At 41.7% G+C, this 22,608-nt stretch carries 17 protein-coding genes, 1 tRNA gene and 2 pseudogenes; 3 read left to right on the top strand and 17 right to left on the bottom strand.

Going from position 1 to position 22,608, the window contains the following annotated elements:
• Window positions 1-283: 283 nt before the first annotated feature.
• The 9 genes from PW220_RS02780 to PW220_RS02740 all read right to left on the bottom strand — a co-directional run bounded on the left by PW220_RS02780 (window position 284) and on the right by PW220_RS02740 (window position 9,494).
• On the bottom strand, window positions 284-2,023 hold the full coding sequence (locus PW220_RS02780; RefSeq protein ID WP_248054725.1) for an ABC transporter ATP-binding protein: 1,740 nt from the start codon (window positions 2,021-2,023) through the stop codon (window positions 284-286).
• The gene (locus PW220_RS02775) at window positions 2,023-3,750 is read right to left on the bottom strand and encodes an ABC transporter ATP-binding protein (protein ID WP_248054727.1); all 1,728 of its coding nucleotides are present in this window, start codon (window positions 3,748-3,750) and stop codon (window positions 2,023-2,025) included. Before PW220_RS02775 ends, PW220_RS02780 begins: the two co-directional genes overlap by 1 nt.
• 412 nt (window positions 3,751-4,162) lie before the next feature.
• Window positions 4,163-4,235: transfer RNA gene (locus tag PW220_RS02770), tRNA-Thr, on the bottom strand.
• A 250-nt stretch (window positions 4,236-4,485) separates the two neighbouring features.
• The gene (ftsX, locus tag PW220_RS02765) at window positions 4,486-5,415 is read right to left on the bottom strand and encodes a permease-like cell division protein FtsX (RefSeq protein ID WP_248054729.1); all 930 of its coding nucleotides are present in this window, start codon (window positions 5,413-5,415) and stop codon (window positions 4,486-4,488) included.
• On the bottom strand, window positions 5,408-6,100 hold the full coding sequence (gene ftsE, locus PW220_RS02760) for a cell division ATP-binding protein FtsE (RefSeq protein ID WP_105114296.1): 693 nt from the start codon (window positions 6,098-6,100) through the stop codon (window positions 5,408-5,410). The genes ftsX and ftsE overlap by 8 nt, the downstream gene beginning before the upstream one ends.
• Before the next feature lie 36 nt (window positions 6,101-6,136).
• A protein-coding gene (gene prfB / locus PW220_RS02755) for a peptide chain release factor 2 (protein WP_105107351.1) occupies window positions 6,137-7,232 on the bottom strand; the annotation gives its coding sequence in 2 pieces (ribosomal slippage) (window positions 6,137-7,159 and window positions 7,161-7,232; 1,095 coding nt in all).
• A gap of 34 nt (window positions 7,233-7,266) precedes the next feature.
• Window positions 7,267-8,394: a tRNA epoxyqueuosine(34) reductase QueG gene (gene queG / locus PW220_RS02750; RefSeq protein WP_172050716.1), complete on the bottom strand. Its 1,128-nt coding sequence runs from the start codon at window positions 8,392-8,394 to the stop codon at window positions 7,267-7,269.
• A gap of 40 nt (window positions 8,395-8,434) precedes the next feature.
• The gene (locus PW220_RS02745) at window positions 8,435-8,923 is read right to left on the bottom strand and encodes a VanZ family protein (RefSeq protein ID WP_248054731.1); all 489 of its coding nucleotides are present in this window, start codon (window positions 8,921-8,923) and stop codon (window positions 8,435-8,437) included.
• Window positions 8,924-9,074: 151 nt separating this feature from the next.
• Window positions 9,075-9,494, bottom strand: coding sequence for a TM2 domain-containing protein (locus PW220_RS02740; RefSeq protein ID WP_248054733.1), 420 nt, complete (start codon window positions 9,492-9,494; stop codon window positions 9,075-9,077).
• Window positions 9,495-9,627: 133 nt separating this feature from the next.
• Between PW220_RS02740 and PW220_RS02735 the strand changes: the two genes are divergently transcribed.
• Window positions 9,628-10,017, top strand: a complete 390-nt coding sequence (locus tag PW220_RS02735; protein WP_248054735.1) for a hypothetical protein — start codon at window positions 9,628-9,630, stop codon at window positions 10,015-10,017.
• Between the two features lie 125 nt (window positions 10,018-10,142).
• On the opposite strand, the gene PW220_RS02730 is transcribed toward PW220_RS02735, so the two are convergent.
• From PW220_RS02730 to PW220_RS02720, 3 genes are all read right to left on the bottom strand, one after another.
• A complete protein-coding gene (locus PW220_RS02730) occupies window positions 10,143-12,830 on the bottom strand; it encodes a cation-translocating P-type ATPase (protein ID WP_248054737.1) in 2,688 nt (895 codons plus the stop codon).
• A gap of 214 nt (window positions 12,831-13,044) precedes the next feature.
• Window positions 13,045-13,431 carry a YwiB family protein gene (locus PW220_RS02725; RefSeq protein ID WP_105118720.1) on the bottom strand — a complete coding sequence of 129 codons (387 nt, stop codon included), beginning with the start codon at window positions 13,429-13,431 and terminating at the stop codon, window positions 13,045-13,047.
• 8 nt (window positions 13,432-13,439) lie between these two features.
• Window positions 13,440-14,330, bottom strand: a complete 891-nt coding sequence (locus PW220_RS02720) for a sulfite exporter TauE/SafE family protein (RefSeq protein WP_248054738.1) — start codon at window positions 14,328-14,330, stop codon at window positions 13,440-13,442.
• Window positions 14,331-14,430: 100 nt separating this feature from the next.
• Between PW220_RS02720 and PW220_RS02715 the strand changes: the two genes are divergently transcribed.
• On the top strand, window positions 14,431-15,744 hold the full coding sequence (locus tag PW220_RS02715) for an HD domain-containing protein (RefSeq protein WP_248045220.1): 1,314 nt from the start codon (window positions 14,431-14,433) through the stop codon (window positions 15,742-15,744).
• Entirely contained in the window at window positions 15,734-16,543 is an 810-nt protein-coding gene (yidA, locus tag PW220_RS02710) for a sugar-phosphatase (RefSeq protein WP_248054740.1), read from the top strand. Before PW220_RS02715 ends, yidA begins: the two co-directional genes overlap by 11 nt.
• A 60-nt stretch (window positions 16,544-16,603) precedes the next feature.
• On the opposite strand, the gene tpiA is transcribed toward yidA, so the two are convergent.
• From tpiA to PW220_RS02685, 5 genes and pseudogenes are all read right to left on the bottom strand, one after another.
• Window positions 16,604-17,356 (bottom strand): triose-phosphate isomerase, encoded by a 753-nt coding sequence (tpiA, locus tag PW220_RS02705; protein WP_004298713.1) that lies wholly within the window; start codon window positions 17,354-17,356, stop codon window positions 16,604-16,606.
• 127 nt (window positions 17,357-17,483) lie between these two features.
• Window positions 17,484-18,044, bottom strand: a pseudogene (ldcB, locus tag PW220_RS02700) (LD-carboxypeptidase LdcB/DacB); the annotation flags it as partial.
• Window positions 18,045-18,128: 84 nt separating this feature from the next.
• A pseudogene (locus PW220_RS02695) lies at window positions 18,129-18,512 on the bottom strand (C39 family peptidase); the annotation flags it as partial.
• Between the two features lie 384 nt (window positions 18,513-18,896).
• On the bottom strand, window positions 18,897-20,093 hold the full coding sequence (gene tuf, locus PW220_RS02690; RefSeq protein WP_024531546.1) for an elongation factor Tu: 1,197 nt from the start codon (window positions 20,091-20,093) through the stop codon (window positions 18,897-18,899).
• Window positions 20,094-20,315: 222 nt separating this feature from the next.
• Complete coding sequence (locus PW220_RS02685) at window positions 20,316-22,412, bottom strand: SH3 domain-containing protein (RefSeq protein WP_248054741.1); 2,097 nt, start codon at window positions 22,410-22,412, stop codon at window positions 20,316-20,318.
• Window positions 22,413-22,608 lie beyond the last annotated feature (196 nt).

The following is a 22,608-nucleotide window of genomic DNA, read 5'->3' as shown; positions in this document are numbered from 1 at the left end:
ACACAACTTTTTCTTTGTCTTCCTTCATATCTTATTAGCAATCATCTAGCCTCCTCTCTTGAAACTTCGCAAGCCACAACCTATAAACAAAAAAATGAAAGACCTTATTCTTATTCAATATATTATTTATATTCCATATTGTACATATGCTCAATATAGCGATTTTTATACAAATTAAACATTAGATAGTCTTTAGAAAGACAAAAGACAGCAACTTCTAGTGAAGTCACTGTCTCTCCTTTCTAAGATATCATTAGTTACAAACCACTTTTGATGATTGTGCCTACACCCTAGCCTGTATCTCATGCATCTGTGCATAAACACCGCCCAAGGAAAGCAGCTCCTCATGTTTGCCACGTTCAATAATACGACCTTGGTCCAAGACCAAAATCTGGTCTGCATTTTGAATAGTAGACAGACGATGGGCGATGATAAAGGTGGTCCGCCCTTCCTTGACCACTTCCATAGCGTGCTGGATAATTTCTTCCGTTTCCGTATCGATATGGGAAGTCGCCTCATCCAAAATCAAGATTTGGGGATTGGAGTAAAGGGTGCGGGCAAAGGCAATCAATTGACGTTCACCGCTTGAGAAGGTTGACCCCTTTTCAAATACTGGTTCATCGATACCTTGTTCCAGGCGAGCAAGCATTGGACCTGCTCCAACTTTTTCCAAGGCCTCTATGACTGCCTGTCTATCCATCTTCTCCTTATCCATAGCCACGTTGCTAGCGATGGTCCCAGTGAAGAGATAGGGTTCCTGAAGAACAATCCCCATGTGACTGCGCAGGCTCTCACGGGAATAATCACGGATGTTTTTCCCATCAATCAAAACCTGACCCTCCTGAGGATCATAGAAACGGTAGAGGAGGTTCATAATGGAGGACTTGCCTGATCCTGTGTGGCCCACCAGAGCAATGGTTTCTCCCTTGTCAGCCTGAATGGAGATGTCCTTGAGAATAGGCTTGCCAACTTCGTAGGCAAAGGTCACTTGGTCAAAGACCACCTGACCATCTGTCACCGTCAATTCAGCACTACTATCGGATTCCGTTTCTTCTTCCAGCAAGCCCATCAACCTCTTACCTGTTTCAATCGACCGAAGGAGATTGGGAAACTGCTTGACCAAGGCACCAAGGGACACAAAAATCCCTTCAATATAATCAATATACACAAATAATTTACCCGGTGACAAGCTCGATTGACCTTGTAAGAATTGATAGCCAATAATGGTTAAAATCCCTGTCACAACCAGAAATTTCAGAAACTCCGTCAAGGTCCATGTCGAGCTGGATTGGGCCCAGATAATCTGGTTATCTGCAAGGCGCATCTTATCTGCTGTCGCTTCAAACTCAGCTAGCACTCTCTCTTCCTGACCATAGAGCTGGATCAAACTAGCACCATTCATGGTTTCATTGACCTGAGTATTGACCTCACTTCGAGCATCGTAAAAATCCTTCATAGGCTTATCGGTCAACTTTTTATAGATAAATTGAATACCGATAAAGACTGGAATTAGTAGCAAGAGAGCAAAACCTAGACTAGGATTGATGTAGAAAACAATCCCGTAGGTAAGAAGCAAGCGAATAAAACTATTAAAGACATTAACAAGAGTACCGTAAAACTGATTGCGCAAGGTTTCAGTATCGTTAACAATACGAGTGGCAATCTTACCGGCAGGTTTATCATCAAAATAAGAAATGGGCAAACACTGCATAACATCATAGGCCTGGTTGCGCAAATACTCTGCGATCCTATTGGCAGAGTGCATCAAGATCCGCATGGAAAGGTAATAGCCAAGTGCACCCAAGAAAATCATGGCCACATATTGACTTGCCATTTGTAAGAAAAGGGCTTCATGGAAGGGTCGGCCTTCACTCAAGGCCCGTAAAGGTCCATCAATGGCTTTTTGAATAATGAGAGGTGCAAAACGCAAGAGGCTAGAAGCTGCTAAGTAACAGATAACAGCAAACGTAAAGAGCCACTTAACGCGACCAATTTGCTTCAATAAAAATCCTAAAACCTTCATTATTCTCCTCCTTCCTGACTTTGTTGGCGCTGGTATTGTTCATAGTACCAGCCTTCTTGGGCTAGCAGGTCGGCCGGTCGGCCTTCTTCTACAATGCGACCTTCGTCCATGACTAGCACCCAGTCAGCATGGTTGACAGCAGACAGGCGGTGGGTCACAATGACATTGGTCTTGCCTGCACGTTCTTTCTGGATATTTTGGATAATCTGACCTTCTGTTCGAGCATCGACTGCTGATAGGGAATCGTCTAAAATAAGCAAGTCTGGCTCTCGTAAAAAGGCACGCGCAATAGAAATCCGTTGTTTCTGACCACCAGAAATAGACACACCCCGCTCGCCAATCATGGTGTCCAGTCCATGACTCATCCGCTCCAAGTCCTGGCTAAAGGCTGCGGTTGCGATAGCCGCTTCAATTTCTTCCAAACTACTGTCACGCTTACCAAAGGCAATATTTTCCCCAACAGATTTTGAAAAGAGAATGTGTTCTTGGGGAACATAGCCAATTTTTTGCTCCAGGCTTGAGCGTTTGAAGTCAAGGACAGACTGATGATTAACAAGAAACTCACCCTGCCCAACTGGATACTGACGTAACAATTGTCTAACCAGACTGGTCTTGCCGGAACCCGTTTTCCCAACAATCCCGACTGTCTGACCGGCTTTCAAGGTCCAGTTAATCTCCTGCAAACTCGGACGGTCCGACTGAGGATAGCTAAAGCTGTAGTTCTTGAAAGAAATACTATCCAGCTCGGCTATTTCTACCGAGCCATCCACTTCCAAGTCATCTCCTGTTTCAATCAGCTCCTGCAGTTTTTCAAATGAAGTCTTACCTGTCTGATAAACTAGTATGAAATCCGCCAGGGTCCAGAAAGGCTCTAGGAGGGAACTGACATAGAGTTGCAGGGCGATGACCTGCCCCAGACTGAGCTGACCAGACTTGACTGCCCCTGCTCCAAGTACCAAGACCAGGATAGTCGACAAACCCAGACCGACCGTAGCCAAGGGGTTATAAAGGGATTGTAGTGTAGTAATCCGGTCCCCACCATCCGCCAATTCCTTGGTTCGAGCCTGAAACTGCCCCTTTTGAGTTGCCTTTTTGCTATAGGCTCGGGTTACACGAATACCCTCGACAACTTCCAAGACCTCATTATTGAGCTGTGCAACTGCCTCACGGTTGGCATCAATAGCCAAATCCTGCTTGCGACCAATGAAAAAGAAAGCAACTGCCATAAAAATCATCGGTAAGATAGCCAGGAAGGAAATCTTCCAGTCAATCAAAAGCATGGTAGGAATGATAAATGCCAACATACCACCGGAATAGACCACAATCATGAGCCCATAGCCGACCATCTCCATCAGGCCATCAACATCCGTAGAAAATCTGGTCATGACATCCCCAGACCGAAATTTTTCATAAAAAGGTGTTCGCATAGTCACCATCTTTTTAAAGGCTCGTTGCTGCATATCAAATTTGAAATTGACCGAGGCCTGAAAAAGCTTAAGATGCCAGATAAAACCCATCCCATAATTGAGAAAGGTCACCAAAAGCAAGAGGCCCATTTCTTGAACCAAAATCTGCTCAGTCAAGCCATTCTTGGTCAGCGTATCCACCATCCTCTGAATAATCTGCGTTGGTATCAATAGGGTGATATCGTAAATAATCAAGGTCACAACAACCAGCAAGTAGAGCCACTTGTGTTGTTTGACGTAATCAAATATCAATTTAAACATATTTCTCCTTTAAGTTAAAACTATTCCTTTCTAAGCACAAAAAAGCCTAGGTGTCTATCACTCCACCTAGGCATGGCTCAGTCCACAAAAATAGACCAACTCTCGAATAGCTCTGAAAAGCCCACCTGACCATGATAAGACATGCTTGACTTTCCCACTATTCCAGAGTAGGCCCACGAAAACTTCAAAAGTCTTTCAATGAGCCCTGTTTTCCTGCTTAGAAAGGAGTGTATGATAAAAAATAGCTTGCTGAAGGACAAGTTGTGTGTTCATTTGTTTTACTCCTTTCTTTTTTCTAAGCCCTATTCTAACATAATAAACCTTTATGTCAAGGGATTTATTACATTTGGGGCAGATTTGGGGCAGACATAACAAAAACCCTTGTGTTTCAAGGGTTTTTCTGGTTATTTTATGCTAGTTGCCGGGATTGAACCGGCGACCTCATCCTTACCATGGATGCGCTCTACCGACTGAGCTAAACCAGCAGTACTTTATTAGTTTACCATATTTTATCTATTTGTCAACACTTATTTAAAAAAGCACCCCCTCAATCCTGAAAGTTCTTCCTAGCTTTTAGTTAACAACACTACAGATGACCCGCGCCAACTAATACAATAAAATATTCCTATAACTGCACAAGCAAAGAAGAAATGGATTCCCCTTCTCACCACTCGTATGCATAATTTAAAAAAATATGGTCCGCCACTAGCAAGAGCGCGGACCTTTTTATAGTTATTAGATTTTCAAATAACGGTTCATGGAAATAACGGAACCAACCGAACCAATGAGGATACCGATAACAAATAGGGCTCCAACCATGCTTGGAATGAAAATATCTAGACTAATCAAGTATAGATCTTGACTAGCAAGACTAGCATTAACAGAATTATAGACCATCTGATATAAGAAATAGACCAAGGCAGATGGAATAATAGCTCCAAGTAAACCTACCCATGCTCCTTCCCAAAGAAAGGGACCACGGATATAGCTGTTCTTTGCACCAACCAAGCGCATAATCTGAATTTCACGGCTACGAGAAATAATGGTAATCCGAATGGTGTTAGAAATTAAGAATACAGCTGTAAACAGTAGTAAGCCTGTCGCTACCAGACCCCATGTACGAACCATTGAAGCCAATTTGAAGATACGCTCCGTTTCCACCTCGCCATCACGGACTTCTGTAACACCGTCAATTTTTGCAACTTCTGCCGCAACCGATTTTACGTACTGAGGCTCAGTCGTATCAATGATATAGGCATCGTAAAGCGGGTTAGCATCTCCTTGGAAGAGATTCCAGGTTTCACCAAGAGTGTCGGTCAACTTTTTCAACTGTTCATCCTTACTTGAGTAAGTAACGGTTTGCACATTTGGAAGGGCTGTGATTTGGTTGTAAACCTTATTAAAATCAGGGTTGGCTACTGTTTCACCAGCCTCATTGACAATCGTTTCAGCCTGATCTGTTGAATTGGCCCGTAAGTAAACATTGATACGAACATTGTGTTCCAAATCAGAAGCCAGTTTAGCAGTATTGAGAATAACAGAAGCAAATAAACCAACCATAGCCAATGTGATGGTTACTGAAGAAATAGCCGCAACAGTCATCCAGCCATTTCGCTTCAAACTCTTGAGTGACTCAATAAAGTGCCTAAAAAATCGTCTAATCATCGTATCCATACTCTCCTTGTTCTTCATCCCGTACCACTCGACCGTCTTCGATCGCGATAACGCGGTGGCGGAGGGTATTTACAATCTGACTATTGTGGGTCGCCATCAGAACGGTTGTCCCTTGCAAATTGATCCGCTCCAAGAGGTTCATAATTTCCCAGGAATTTTCTGGGTCCAAGTTACCAGTCGGCTCATCAGCAATCAGTACTTTCGGATTGTTGACAATAGCACGGGCAATGGCGATACGCTGTTGCTCACCACCAGATAATTCATTTGGGAAGGAACGAATCTTATGCTTCAAACCAACCAAGTCCAAGACTTCCATAACACGTTTTTTAATATTGCGTGGTTTTTCGCCGATAACTTCCATAGCATAGGCAATATTTTCAAACACAGTCTTTTTCGGTAAGAGTTTATAGTCCTGGAAAACGACTCCGACACTACGACGGAGCAAAGGGACATCTCTCTTCTTGATTTTAGCCAGGTCAAATTTCCCAACTGTCAAGCTACCCTTATCAAGCTTTTCTTCACGGTATAACAGTTTGATAAAGGTTGACTTACCTGCACCTGAAGGACCTACAATATAGGCAAACTCTCCAGCCTCAACATTGACGGACACTCCTCGAAGGGCCGTCGTTCCGTTTCCATATTTCTTGGAAACGTTCTTCATTTCAATAATTCTCATAGGATATTCTGTCTAAGACAGTCCTTTCTTTAGATTTTAGCTAATTCGCCATTTTAAGTAAGCATCGATAAAGCCATCCAAATCACCGTCCATCACCTTATCAACCTGAGCTACCTCAAAGCCTGTCCGGTGGTCTTTAACCATTGTGTACGGCGTAAAGACATAGGAACGTATCTGACTGCCCCAAGTAATCTCTTTTTTATCTCCCTTGAGTGAGTCAACCTCCGCTGCTTTCTTCTCCTGCTCCAATTGATACAATTTAGCCTGCAAGAGTTTCATAGCTCGATCACGGTTGCCATACTGGGTCCGGTCAACAGTTGACTGGGTCACAATACCTGTCGGAATATGGGTCAAACGAACACCTGTCGATACCTTGTTGACGTTCTGTCCACCAGCACCACCGGAACGGAAGGTGTCCATCTTGACCTCATCATCTCTGATTTCGATTTCAATGGTATCATCCAATTCTGGCATAACTTCCACTGAAGTAAAGGATGTGTGACGGCGTTTAGCTGAGTCAAAAGGTGAGATACGCACCAAGCGATGAACACCCATTTCAGACTTGAGCAAACCATAAGCATTTGGACCTGTAAAGCTAAGGGTTACTGACTTAATACCTGCTTCATCTCCAGCTTGATAATCCAAAGTTTCTACTGTAAAACCTTTGGCATTACCAAAACGCTGATACATCCGAAGCAACATTTCTCCCCAGTCCTGAGCCTCAGTACCACCCGAACCTGGATGAATTTCCAAGATGGCATTATTGTGGTCATAGGGTTCTGACAAGAGCAAGGTCATTTCATAGGCAGTCATGGACTTATCCAATTCCGCCAACTTCTCGACCAACTCATCCCGTACCGACTCATCTTCTGCTAGGAAATCCAAAAGAATTTCAGATTCATCATATAAATCCAACATCTGATGGAAATTTCCGTAGGTATTTTTTAATTCATTTAATTCTTGGGAAGTCTTTTGTGCCGCCAAATTATCATTCCAAAAATCTGGCTCGGTCATCTTATTTTCAAGAATGGCAATCTCTTCTTCCAGACCTTCTAAGTCAAAGAGACCCCCTAAAAGACGTTAATTTTTTGCCAAGTTCTTCAATCTTTTGGCGAATTTCTGCTGTATCCATATACACCTCATTTTTTATTTATCTTTGTATTATATCACATTTGTAGTCTATTTACCAAGTTGAGAAATGCTGTCTGCTCCGCTATGACATCTGCGTTATCTGATTGAATGCCTGCGATAAAATCTATCATCTCATCATTAGGCTCTTTCACCAACTGTCCCAAAGCCCAGATAGCCGTCGCCATATGGACAGGATTTTGTTTCTTATCGATGATTTCTAAGAGTTTGGGAATGGCAGAGCGGTCATTGCTATTGGCCAAGGCAATGATGGCATTGCGCTGGAGAATATTTTTTCCCCTCCAAGAACCAGCAATCATGCCAAATTTTTCCTTGAACTGTCCATTCGACAAATCTAAAAAGGGAATTAACTCTGGTTCTGCCAAATCTGGATCGATCTCTACCACAGGTGGACTGGAAATTCCTTTATTGTAAGGACAACAAATCTGGCAAATATCACAACCATAGATAACCGTCTTGATTTTCTTGCGAAATTCTAAGTCCATCATGCCCTTATCCTGGGTCTGAAAAGACAGACAACGACGGGCATTCATGGTCGTATCCCCTAATAAACAAGACGTCGGACAGGCTGCAACACAACGATTACAGTCCCCACAGTCGTAGTCGACTGGCTGATCTGGTTCGATTTCTAGATTAGTTACTAACTCTCCTAAGAACATATAGGAGCCAAATTCCTTAGAAATCACCAGACCATTCTTACCAATAAAACCAATTCCTGCTCTTCTAGCAACGGCAGTATCCACCAAGGCTCCCGTATCTACCATGGCCTTATATTCCAAACCATCCGTCAATTGCTCAATCCCACGGGCCAACCGTTCCATCTTATCTTGTAAGATGTAGTGGTAATCCAGTCCCCAAGAACTAGGTGTAATTTTCCCACGTTTAAACTGCGTTTTTTCTGGTTTGACTGGCAAGTGTCGCGGATAGGCTACTGCTATAGAAATAATGGTTTTAGCCGACTGCAAAGACAGCTTGGGACGAATACGTTCTTCAATATTCTTGTGTTCAAATCCTGACGACCGCCCCTCTTCCTGGCTCGCCCTAAGGGATTTTTCCAGATAATCAAAATCATCTGCCGTGGTAAAACCAATCTTAGAAATCCCTATTTCCTGAGAGAGCTTGATAATCTCTTCTTTGATATTCATTCTATTCATTTTAACAAAAAGTTCTCATCTTTGGCAAGAATTACACAAGGAAATAAGTTGTTAATATAACAAAAGTTGTTAAAACCAAGCAAAAGACATTCATGCGCTCGTAGGCTTTCTCACGCCAAACACTCGTCAATACATACATGACATTGATGCCAATTGCACCGCCCAAACCATTGGCCAACAAGTCTGTTATATCTGCAATCCCTAACAAAAGCACATATTGGGTCACTTCAAATAGAAGACTGACCAACAAAATCAGCATAAGATTGGAAACCCAAGATGCCTTACGAAACAAGATTTCCATGTAAATTCCAAAAGGAATGAAACTAATAATATTAAAGAAAATTTCTGGAAAATTCAAAATCCCATTATAAACGGCTGTCCCTGCCAGAGGGATGAGATTGAACTGGGCTAAATCATACCGACCGTACAGGATGGACAAGTCCATCTTAAAGACAATCATCCAGGTCAATAAAAGGAGGTAGGTTAGAAATAAAAGAATACTCATTTTTCTAGTCTGCATAAAAACTCCCCCTTTCTAGCATATTTTACCATTATAGCACAAATACGGACATGAAAAATGTCACTTTTGTGACAATACACAGGTCTTGTTACAAGTAGTTTACAAGAAATGAAGAAAAGAAGGTTTTGAAAAAACCTCCCTCCCCATTCTATTAGGAAAATGTCCGATTGCCATACTGAAAGGCTTTGAACTGTTGAATTTGAGCCATGAGCCGTTGGTAGTTAGCCTCCTTACAGGCCTTCATAATCAAAAAACAGTCAATGAATTTCCACACATATAAGCCCATAAACAAGAGAATACCAATGAGAATAAAAAGGGTCACAAAAGACACACCAAAAGCAATCAACTTGGCCGATCCCATCCGCTTGTCCCCAATATAAAAACGGTCTATGCCAAACTCACCAAAAAAGATGGCTAAGATAAGGGCAATCACTGGCTGGCGCAATTCAACCATCATCAGCGCATTCAAAGCTCCCTCGTCCAAATCCTCTAGTTCTTTCTGAAGCAGAATTAACTTATCAGATGGTAAATAACTACTCTTACTAAACACATAATTTTGTAAATAATTCATATAGATCCCTCACTCACAGAAATTATAGCAGTTTCTTATTCTTCAAGCAAGCCTGAAGGGGAAAACAGCGACAGAAATCGTTTACATTTTTTCTTTTTTTGCTATAATGAAACTAGATTATAAGGAGGTTCTTATGAGAGTTATTATTCATTATCCAAAACCTATCAAGCAACTATCCTCCCAAAGACTTCCACTTCTGGTAGATGGAAAAATTGCTGGGACAGTTACTCAAGGAAAAATTTTAAGCCTACCAATTACACAACCATCTGTTACACTAAGCGTTCGAGGGGATAAAAAGTCAGCCATTCATGTTAAAGAAGGCGATAGGGTCCAAATAGTGGAAAACAGCAAATACTTCATTCTCTACTATTTCAGCTTGGCAATTGTACCAATCGCCTTACTATTTAACTTACCAACTCTTGTCAAAACCATCCTCTTCATACTAGCACTAGCCATTACTTTGTTGGGACAAGTAATCTTCCCAAAATACCTTATCAGTACAGAAAAAAGCTCAGACCACTAAATCTGAGCTTTTTCAAATGATATAGTCTTCAGTTTGCTTTTAGTACAAGGCAACGAGGCGCAGGCTGTACTGAAGTACGGCAAGGCGAGTTAACGAAGTAATAAAAGATAAGCTGAATAACTATATTAGATAGCCTTTTCATCCAAGCCCAACTTACGTTGAACAAATTTAACAATTTCAACAACGACAACCATGAGGCCAGAACCGATAACAGCTACCAACCATTGAGTTGGGGTCAAGATAGATACCTTGAAGAAGGTATTGAAGCCTGGAATAACCAAGGTTGCCATCAAGAGTAAGAAGGCAGCCACGATAGACCAGTTAAAGAGTTTATTCTTGAACGGACCAACTGTGAAGATTGATTGGTAAACAGACTTGACGTTAAAGGCATGTACCAACTGGATCAATCCAAGCGTCAAGTAAGCCATTGTAAGAGCATCTGCGTGGATGGCATGGTCGTCACCAGCATGCTCTGGATAAAGAAGAGCAAAACCATAAACACCCAACACAAGAATTGTTTGAAGGATACCTTGGTAGACGATAGAGCTCAAGACACCACCTGAGAAGAAGCTTGAGTTACGTCCACGAGGTTTGTGGTGCATGACACCTGGTTCTGCAGGCTCAACACCAAGAGCGATAGCTGGAAGAGTATCTGTTACCAAGTTGATCCAAAGGAGATGAACTGGTTCCAATACATCCCATCCAAAGAGGGTTGCAAGGAAGATACACAATACCTCAGCCGTGTTAGCTGACAAGAGATATTGGATTGTTTTTTGAATGTTAGAGAAGACCTTACGTCCTTCTTCAACCGCTACGATAATGGTTGCGAAGTTATCATCAGCAAGGACCATATCAGATGCACCTTTAGAAACTTCCGTACCTGTGATACCCATACCGATTCCGATGTCGGCTGTCTTAAGTGATGGTGCATCGTTCACACCGTCACCAGTCATGGCAACAACCTTACCATCATTTTGCCAAGCCTTGACGATACGAACCTTGTGTTCTGGAGATACACGCGCATAAACTGAGTATTGTTTGAAGACTTTTTGGAACTCTTCATCTGTCAACTCATTGAGCTCCGCACCAGTAAATACATGGTCTTCTGTATCATTCGGATCAATGATACCAAGACGTTTGGCAATTGCTTCTGCTGTATCTTGGTGGTCACCTGTAATCATGATTGGACGGATACCCGCTTCTTTGGCAACACGAACAGCTTCTGCTGCTTCTGGACGTTCAGGGTCAATCATACCAACCAAACCTGAGAAGACAAGATTATTTTCAACAATCTCAGACTCCAATTCAGGAATAGCATCCACATATTTGTAAGCCATCATCAAAACACGAAGTGCTTGTTTTGCCAACTCTTTGTTAGTTGCAAGAATGGCTTGTTTATCCGCATCGGTAATCGGACGAACAGTACCATTTTCTTCAATTTGTGTCACACGTTTGAGCAACTGGTCTGGTGCACCTTTAACAGCTACAAAGAAGTTGCCAGCAGCTTGTTGGTGAATGGTAGACATCAATTTACGCGTTGAGTCAAATGGCAACTCAGCTACACGAGGCTCAGAAACCAAGACTTCACGAACATCAAAGTTTTGATCCAAACCAAATTGAACAAGTGCCGTTTCAGTTGGGTCACCAATCAATTTACCAGTTGGGTCAACTTTTGTATCGTTGGCAAAATTCATAACACGAAGCGTTGTATTGCTTGCATCCAAGGCTTCTTTTGCATCGACCAATTGACCATTTGTATAGACTTTTTCAACCGTCATTTGGTTCATAGTCAATGTACCAGTTTTATCTGATGCAATGATTTCAGTCGAACCAAGTGTTTCAACCGCTGGCAACTTACGGATGATAGAGTTACGCTTAGCCAAGACCTGAGTACCAAGTGAAAGGACAACCGTTACGATAGCAGGCAATCCTTCTGGGATAGCTGCAACCGCAAGGGCAACAGAGGTCATAAGGGCTGGTAAGATACCTTCACCACGTACGAATACAGATACCAACATGGTAATCACTGCGATAACCAATACTGCATAGGTCAAGACCTTAGACAATTGGTGCAGGTTCTGTTTCAATGGAGTGTCTGTTTCATCTGCATTGGCAAGCATGCCTGCGATATGCCCCACCTCAGTGTACATACCAGTGTTGGTAACCACACCAAGACCACGTCCGTAGGTAACGTTAGAGTTTTGATAGGCCATGTTGACACGGTCACCGATTGGAGCATCTTCAGCCAAGACTGCTGACAAATCCTTATCAACAGGTACAGACTCACCTGTAAGAGCAGCTTCTTCGATTTTGAGGGAGTTAGCTTCTAATAAACGCATATCAGCTGGAACAACGTCACCTGCCTCAAGCAAGACGATGTCACCTGGCACCAAGTCCTTAGAATCAACCTCGACTACGTGACTGTCACGAAGGGCACGCGCAACAGGGCTTGACATGTTCTTTAGAGCTTCGATAGCCGCTTCTGCTTGACCTTCCTGATAAACACCAAATGCAGCGTTCAAGATAACTACAGCCAAGATGATAATAGCATCTGTCAAACCATGAGAACCCTCAGTAATCACAGTCAAGAGTGCTGCTGCAATCAAGATGATAATCATCAAGTCCTTGAACTGATCCAAGAATTTAGCCAAGAGTGTGCGTTTCTCACCCTCATCCAATTCATTACGACCATAGTCTGCCAGACGTTTGCTAGCTTCACTGCTAGACAAACCGTCTAAAGAAGACTCCATGCTTGACAATACTTGCTCTTCGCTTTGTGTGTAAAACAAATCGCGTTTTTGTTCTTTTGACAATTTCCTTCTCCTTTTCGGCCTCTTTCCTATCTTTTACCAATAAAAAAGAGACCTGTTTTATTAAAACAAGTCTCGCTATTTAAGATAGTGCCGGAAACGATTTTCGGAATGACGACACTACCACGGAAAATTCCGTTAGCTACTCCCTCGATTTGCTAACTATTATAACAAATTTCTAGGGAATTTCAAAGAATATTTTCTATGAAAACGTTTTTCATTTCCACTCAATATGCATCTTATAGCTAGCAAATTTCTGCTGATTTTCTAACCCATTTAAATCATAATGAAGGATTAGTTCTTGCTGTTCAACACTCAACTGATACAGGCTGGTTTGTGTTGTAAAATGCTGGATCCCCATCGGCGTTGGAATAGTCACTATTGCTTCTTGTTTCTTCACAAATCGCATGATAGATTTGGGATTGGAAAAACGTGTCATGACCAGTTCGTTTTCATCACACTTGATGACAACTTTTTCTTCCTCATCATTCTGATAGATGAGATAGAGCTTCCCGTCTTTTTCCTTCACCTCTACTGAGAAAGTCTGATCTATCACTTCCAAATGGCCATCTAAATCAATTTCATTACGTAGACGAATATTCATGCTACCTCCTATGATGCTTTAATATTGGTAATGAATGATGAACGAAGCAGGGTTAGACCTGTAAAGGCTGCGATAAAGACAACTAAGATTTTCAAATTATTGATGTCCAAATTAGATAGGAAGAAGGCCGCTGTCAAGACACCCAAAACACCCCCTACAATAATTCCTGGAACTCCTGGCCAGTTGACGCGGCCCGATTGGATAAATTGCTTGGCCCCAGCAGACAACATCATAGCTGCATTCAGCATCATGACAGGAAGGGCCACCGCTGGACTAATGCCCATCAAGGAGAAGAAAATCAATTCTGGTGCGTAGTTGCCCAAGCCCATACTCAATAGCATCCCGATAAAAAAGTCAAATACAATCCCAACAAGCAGCTTCCAACCTGTCAGACCACGAACATCATTGGCCAAGTCAGCACCAGGATTGGTCACCATCCGATAGACCATAATACCCGCTGCGACAATAAGCAAAATCCCCAAGACCCGCTGTACTTTCTTGGTATCCCAATGTTGCGTCACACGGGCACCAACTGAAGCACCTGTAAAGGCCGCGATAGCAAGGGAAATCAAGGTCATCATTTCTACTTCTACAATGGTGATAAAGAGCAGGGCCTCCAACAAGATAGGAATGATGTGAGCCGTCGTCATAGTTGCTGGAATCCGTCGGTCATCCTCTATCAATTTTGTCGCCTTCAGCAAACTTGTCGTTGTTGCAAAGGTACCAATCCCCAAGGTATCCAACAAGTCTGTTACATAACCAATGGCAAAGCCCGTCCAAAATCTGTCTTTCAAAGAAATCTTATTCTTACGAGCATAGCTAACAATCAAGTAAAGCATCCAGGCAATCATCCCCACAAGGATAAACTGGATAGCATGTAAAATAAGTTTATTTGTCATTCCTCCATTATACTCAAAAGATAGTATTCGGTACATAGCAATATCCTTGTTTTATGAGAAAAAAAGCCGAAATTCTAACGATTTTTGGTATAATAAATCTATGATAGAAAAAGTTTTTCGTGACCCTGTCCATAACTATGTTCATGTTGATCATGAATTGATTTACAAACTCATCAATACAAAGGAATTCCAGCGACTACGCCGCATCAAGCAACTAGGGACCACTTCCTATACCTTCCACGGTGGCGAGCATAGCCGCTTTTCGCACTGCCTTGGTGTCTATGAAATAGCTCGAAGGATTACAGAAAAATTTGAGGAGAAATATCCACAAGTCTGGAACCCCTCGGAAAGTCTGATTACCATGGTTGCTGCTCTTTTACATGATATTGGACACGGAGCCTATTCCCATACCTTTGAGCGCCTCTTCGATACCGACCATGAAGAAATGACCTGTGCCATTATCACCAGTCCTGAAACGGAGGTCAATCAAATATTAAAACAGGTAGCTCCCGATTTTCCTGATAAAATTGCCTCCGTCATCAACCATACCTATCCCAATAAACAGGTTGTCCAGCTGATTTCCAGCCAAATTGATGTCGACCGCATGGACTATCTACTCCGTGATTCCTACTTTACAGGTACCAACTATGGTGAATTTGACCTAACCAGAATATTACGAGTTATCCGTCCTACAGAAAATGGCATTGCCTTCAAAGAATCAGGTATGCACGCAGTTGAAGACTATGTCCTCAGTCGCTACCAAATGTACATGCAGGTTTACTTCCATCCAGCCAGTCGCTCCATGGAAGTTCTCTTACAAAATTTGCTCAATCGAGCAAAATTACTCTATAAGAGCGAACAAGATTTTTTTGCTCGAACCTCTCCACGCCTGGTTCCCTTTTTTGAACACCGTGTTAGCCTTTCTGACTACCTAGCACTGGATGATGGTGTCATGAATACCTATTTCCAGTCTTGGATTGACGGACCTGACCATATCTTATCTGACCTGGCCCAACGCTACATAAACCGCAAGGTCTTCAAATCCATCACCTTCAAGGCAGAAAACGAAGACAACCTCAACCAACTGCGGAGTTTGGTAGCCGATGTCGGCTTTGATCCAGAATACTATACAGCTATTCATCATAATTTTGATCTGCCTTACGATATTTACCGTCCCAATGCCGAGAAGAAACGGACACAGATTGAAATCTATCGCAAGGATGATACCAAGGTCGAACTTTCCACCCTATCACCAATTGTCCACTCTCTTTCTGGAACCATCCATGGTGATAGCCGTTTCTATTTCCCAAAAGAAATGCTGGAAGATACTGGTATTTTTAGCCAGCACACTACTGATTTTATCAGCCATATTCATAACGATCATTTTACGACTGGAGAAGAACATGTCCATTAAACTTGTTGCCATCGACATCGATGGCACCCTCTTAAATAGCCAACACCAAATCACACCCGAGGTCTTTTCAGCCATTCAGGATGCCAAAAAAGCAGGTGTAAAAATTGTTATTGCCACAGGTCGCCCCATCTCAGGCGTTCGTGCCATTTTAGAAGAACTCAATCTAACCGAGGTTGGCGACTATGTCATCACCTTTAACGGTGGTTTGGTGCAGGATGCAGCAACTGGTGAAGATATTGTCAAAGATACCTTGACCTATGACGATTATCTGGACATCGAACTCGCTGCCCGCAAACTCAAGCTACCTATGCATGCCAGTACTAAAGAAGGTATGTACACTGCCAACCGCGATATTGGAAAATATACCATTTATGAATCCATGTTAGTCAGCTCCCCTGTCTTCTACCGTACTCCAGAAGAGATGGCTGATAAGGAAATTATCAAAATCATGATGGTCGATGAGGCAGAAATTCTTGATGCTGCCATCCCTCAACTTCCAACCAGCTTGACTGACAAATACAATGTTGCCAAATCCGCACCATTCTACTTAGAAATCACACCAAAAACAGTTAATAAGGGGCAAGCCATCATCCAATTGGCTGAAAAATTGGGACTGACAATGGATCAAACCATGGCTATCGGCGACCAAGAAAATGACCGTCCCATGCTTGAAGTCGTCGGTAATCCAGTTGTCATGGAAAATGGCAATCCAGAACTCAAGAAAATTGCCAAGTACATCACCAAATCAAATGACGAGAGCGGTGTTGCTCATGCATTGCGAGAATGGGTGCTACAATAACATATTATAGTCAAAAAAGACATCAGATTTAAAAATCCGATGTCTTTTTTCATGCTTTTATTAGAAGTTCAACAATGCCAAGAAGCTTTCAGCTTCAAGTGAAGCACCACCAACAAGGGCACCGTCGACGTCTGGACAAGCCATGTATTCAGCAACGTTTGATGGGTTTACAGAACCACCGTATTGAACACGAACCTTGTCTGCCACTTCTTGACCAAAGTCAGCAGCAACAACGTCACGAACAGCTTTACACATGTTTTGTGCATCATCTTTAGTGGCTGATTTACCAGTACCGATTGCCCAGATTGGCTCATAAGCAATAACAAGTGATGCAACTTGCTCAGCAGTCAAGTCTTTCAAAGCTGCAGAAACTTGAGCACCTACGAATTCAACCGCTTTACCAGCTTCGTAAGTTTCAAGTGACTCACCACAACAGATGATTGGTGTCAAACCATTACGGAAGATAGCGTGTGCTTTTTTGTTAATGTCTTCATCTGTTTCGTGGAAGTAATCACGACGTTCTGAGTGACCAATAACCACATAGTTCACGCCCATTTCAGCCAATACTTTTGGAGAAGTTTCACCAGTGAAGGCACCAGCATCTTCAAAGTAGCAGTTTTGAGCAGCAACTTTCAATTCAGAATCTTTAGCGAACCACAAGAGAGCGTTCAAATCTACAGCTGGAGCTGCGATTGCTGCTTCAATCTTGTCGCCAGCAGGCAATTTACCCGCAATAGCCTCAACGAAAGCTTGTGCTTCTTGAGGATTTTTGTTCATTTTCCAGTTTCCTGCAATGATTGGTTTACGTGACATTTCACATACCTCTTCTTAAAAATTTTTACAGTCCCTATTATAGCATATTTTTTCAAAAGATTAAAGTACAATATGGAATTCCCAAGCCCGCATTTAGCAAACTGAGACTACGGACTTCTACTCTTGTTTACTGATAATCTCCACCTGCAACCTTAAAATATTCCTCTAGTGTTAGACCTGAGTGATAAATATCAGCCGCTTCCTTACCAACATATCGAACATGCCACTCTTCATGCATATAACCTGTTATCGCTTCTTTTTCAGGAAGATACCTTACGATAAAACCATATTCATGAGCATGTTCGGCTAACCATTGAGCTGCTGCTCCCTGCAAAAGCTCCCCTTGACCATTCAAAACATCAAAAGCTAAACCTGTTTGATGCTCACTGTATCCAGGACGGGCAGAATAACGATCCGCTGCCGCTCGTCCCTCCTGAGCAACATAATTATTATATAGGGAATTCTGTAGACTATAACTTCTAAAACCACTATAAGAATGACTAATTGAAAATCCAAGCTGACGCATTTGATTAGTCAGAGTTAGGAAAGCTGCCTTTGCCTCAGCATTTTCACCTGGGTTATATTGACTATTTACAGGATATTTTTTATTAACAATTGGAACATACCCATATTTCCCTCTTACATAAGAGTAAAAACCATTATATAAGATATTAGAAGCATATTGAGTCTGTATCGGATTTCCTAAACTCTCTGCAAAAAATGCCTCACCCTCTTGTTTCCAACCATGGTTTGGCAAGATACTGTATTCATTGTAGTCAGTAGTCCAGTGATGTAAACCACGTAATCCAGGGTTATAAACACGGTAAATTGGTGTGCTACCCCCAGAGTAAAAAACAGGATCCCCAGCATTATCCAACTGCCACCCATGATAGGTTGTCAATTCCTTCACCTCATTTAAATCCATCGTATATAAGTGATTTTGCAATCCATGATTATATAAACGATAAACAGCATTTCCCGAACTAGGAGCATACCAGGCTACTCCCTCATAGCCCCAATGATGTTGCTGATACAGTACATCTTTCTCGTTAGCATCGATCGTATAAAGATGTTCCCCATTTTCATAATTATATAATCTGTAAATAGCAAGACTCTCTCTTACTGTTTCCGACTGACTATCTAAAGCGAAGATCATATGTGAAGAAAATAGGGAAAGGCTGCAAAAACTATACAATAATATAAAATAAAAACGTATTTTTTTCATAATATATCTCCCTTCAATTTATTGTATCATACCTACTCATAATCAGATGGTATTTCCGAAAATAATAATCATAATAAAAGCCTCTCATACTAATTTTCCAAGGATTTATCGATATTTCATAAACTTGGACACGGAAAACACTCCTCTTTAAGCATATTTAGAATCAGAAAACTACAAAACAAAAATATATACTATATTATTGATAGAAGCTAGAAATAGTCTAGGTATTTGTTACAGAAAAACTCTCTACCCAAAAGTAGAGAGTTACAATTTAGTTGTCTGACTATAATTGTTATTTCTGGGAACTCAATCGAATTAAGCTTCGATTTCTGTAACCATACCTGAACCAACAGTACGTCCACCTTCACGGATAGAGAATGTAGTACCTTGTTCAACGGCGATTGGGTGGATCAATTCAACGTCGATAGTAACGTTATCACCAGGCATTACCATTTCAGTACCTTCTGGCAATTTGATTGAACCAGTTACGTCAGTTGTACGGAAGTAGAACTGTGGACGGTAGTTGTCGAAGAATGGAGTGTGACGTCCACCTTCTTCTTTAGTAAGGATGTAAACTTCACCTTTGAATTTAGTGTGTGGGTTGATAGAACCTGGTTTAGAGATAACTTGACCACGTTCGATTTCATCACGTTGAACACCACGAAGAAGCACACCAACGTTATCGCCGGCAAGACCTTCGTCAAGTTGTTTACGGAACATTTCAACACCAGTAACAACTGCTTTAGATTTTTCTTCTTGAAGACCAACGATTTCGATTTCGTCGTTGACACGAACTGTACCACGGTCGATACGTCCTGAAGCTACAGTACCACGACCAGTGATTGAGAATACGTCCTCGACTGGAAGCAACAATGGTTTGTCAGTGTCGCGTTCTGGTTCTGGAATGTACTCATCAACAGTGTTCATCAATTCCATAACGATGTCTTCGTATTTAGCGTCACCTTCAAGGGCTTTAAGAGCTGAACCTTGGATAACTGGAAGATCGTCACCTGGGAAATCGTATTCTGAAAGAAGGTCACGGATTTCCATTTCAACCAACTCAAGCAATTCTTCGTCGTCTACCAAGTCAACTTTGTTCATGAAGACGATAAGGTGTTTAACACCAACCTGACGTGAAAGAAGGATGTGCTCACGAGTTTGTGGCATTGGACCGTCAGTAGAAGCTACTACAAGGATCGCACCGTCCATCTGAGCGGCACCAGTGATCATGTTTTTAACGTAGTCCGCGTGTCCTGGAGCGTCGATGTGAGCGTAGTGACGTTTTTCAGTTTCGTACTCAACGTGTGCAGTGTTGATTGTGATACCGCGCTCGCGCTCTTCTGGAGCAGCATCGATAGACGCATAGTCTTTAGGTTGGTTAACTGATGAAGGCAAGCGACGTGCCAATACAGTTGTGATAGCTGCAGTCAAAGTAGTTTTACCGTGGTCAACGTGTCCAATTGTACCAATGTTAACGTGTGGTTTACTACGATCGTATTTTTCTTTTGCCATTTTGGTAAAAGCCTCCAATAAAATATATTTTATAGATAGACAGTAGGCAATACGGTCTAACTTTACCTTACTATTCTATCAAATTGTAGCAGAATTGCAAGCATTTTCTATCGTTTTTGTTATTTATTGCCAGAAAGTCCCTTTTTACTAGCCTACGCTACTAATAAACAACTCGTCAGTAACTTTTACCAACGAGTCAATCTCTATAATACTCTGCTTTCTTTAATTGCTAATTTTCACATACCGACGGGTACCACTGTAAGATACATAGGACAGCCAACGTGAGCCATCTGACTCAATAATTTTATCGTAGTTGATCTTATCTCCTGTCGTGAATTCAAATTGAGTTGGAGACTGATTCTCTGCCTTATTTTTTACCGGAACAGTTTTAGTAAAGGTGTAACTGCCACTCTGAGAAAGAGTATCTTTTTCCCCCTCCTGTTTCTCTACTATATTTGCTGGAGAAGGAGATTGAGTAGTTACTAGAGGAACAGAGGCTGTTTCTATTTTTCCTAAATCAACATAACGTCTAATACCACTATAAGATAGATAAGAAATCCACTGGTGACCATCTGATTCTATTTTTTTATCGTAATTGACTTTCTCTCCTTTTTCAAAGGTGAACTGTGTTATTGCACCTCCCTTAGCTTCATTTTTTACAGCAGCCTGTTTGATAAAATGATAGGTTCCTTGGTCTGCTAATTTCTCTACCCGTTTCACTTGGGAAGGACTCGCAACTGATACTTTGGTTTGAGTTGTGGCTACACCGACCATTTTTCCATCATTTTCCACATAGTAGAGGTGGGCATGGTAAACTCCTTGTTCATTCTTGTGTTGCGCCAGGGAAACGGAAACTTTATAGGTACCGTTGGATTGTCTAACTGCATCGTACCATACAAGGTCATTTTGTCCTCCCTGCTCTGACCAGACTGGCACTCTCACTGCTTTGACTCCATGACTATCTGATACATTGGATACCTCGATATCAAAACCTGTTTCGGTCTGATTTTGGATAGTCAATTGTCCTGTCGGGGTGTTCGCCTGGGGGGCTACAGGTTGACTGGCACTAGTTGATGTCGAATTTGAAATCTTTCCTAAATCAATGTAACGCCGAACACCACTATAAGACAAATAAGAAATCCACTGATGACCTTCTGATTCAATTTTTTTATCGTAATTTACTTTTTCTCCTTTTTCAAAGGTAAATTGGGTTGCTGCACTTTCTTTTGCTTCATTTTTTACTGCAGTCTGTTTGGTAAAGTGATAGGTGCCTTGATCGGCAATTTTTTCTACCTGTGTTGTTTGGCTAGCCCCTGATATCGTTACCTTGGTCTGTGTAATAGCTACACCTACCAGTTGTCCATCATTTTCTACATAATAGAGGTGGGCATGGTAAACTCCTTGTTCATTTTTGTGGTCTGACAAGGATACTGCTACCTTGTAGTTCCCGTTGGACTGTTTGACGGCATCATACCAGATAATATCGTTTTGATCATTTTGTTCTGCCCAGACTGGTACTTTGATAGCTTTGATGCCCTTACTATCGGTAACATTGGATACTTCCACTTCAAAACTTGTAGCAGTTTGATTCTGAATGGTTAAGTGACCGGTTGGTTGAGATACTTTTGGTGCCTCAACTGGTTTTTCTGTGACTTTATTAACAGCTGTTGAGCCGGTTAGTTGACCTAAATCCACATAACGACGAGTACCATTATAACTTACATAGGAAATCCATTGATGGTTCTCTGCTTGAACAACCTTGTCGTAGTTGACCTTGTCGCCTACCTGTGCATAAAAGGCTACTGGAGCAGATTGACTTGGTTGATTTCTGACTGCTATTTCTTTTTCATAAACGTATTGACCTTGAAGTGATAATGGAGCGGCAGGTGTAGCCGTGGCTATTGGTGTAGCTTGTGCAGTCTCCACTACAGGTGGTAGCTGAACAGGAGATTCCTGACTGGTAGTACTGCTAGGCTTTTCTTGACTTGTAGTTTCTGAAGAAACTTGACTTTTCGAAGTCAGATTCGGGCTAGTCTGATTTGTCTCCACAGCAGATACTTGTCCCTCTATCTGGCTAGCAACCTTCTGTGTCTCATCTGTAAGCTGAACAGGTTCAGACTTTGGCTTATCAGCCAAGCTTTTCTCTTCCACTTGTACCAGCGGTAGGTTACTTGATGCAACTGTCCCTACTTGCTCATCAGCCTTTACATCCTGTAGCCCAAAGACCAAACTGGTTCCAATCAGTACTGAAGCAGCACCTAGAGAATACTTACGAATAGAAAAATTTTGTTTTTCTTGACCAAATCTTGTGCGACGCATAAATCATATCCTACCTTTCTGTTATCCTTTTCACTTATATTATATACTTATCCATGTCATAAAACAAGTAAAAATTGTAACATTTGTAATATTTTTGTAACATTTGTACCGAGAAAGAAATATTTATCTCCCCTATCTATACTATTCGCAAAAAATACAAAAAAATGATGAAAAATAAGATATTTTTTAATTTTCT

The sequence above is a fragment of the Streptococcus sp. 29892 genome, from assembly GCF_032594935.1.
Classification (GTDB): Bacteria; Bacillota; Bacilli; order Lactobacillales; family Streptococcaceae; genus Streptococcus; species Streptococcus hyiners.
The sequence above is the reverse complement of the archived record's forward strand: the minus strand, read 5'-3'. Positions and strand labels throughout refer to the sequence as shown.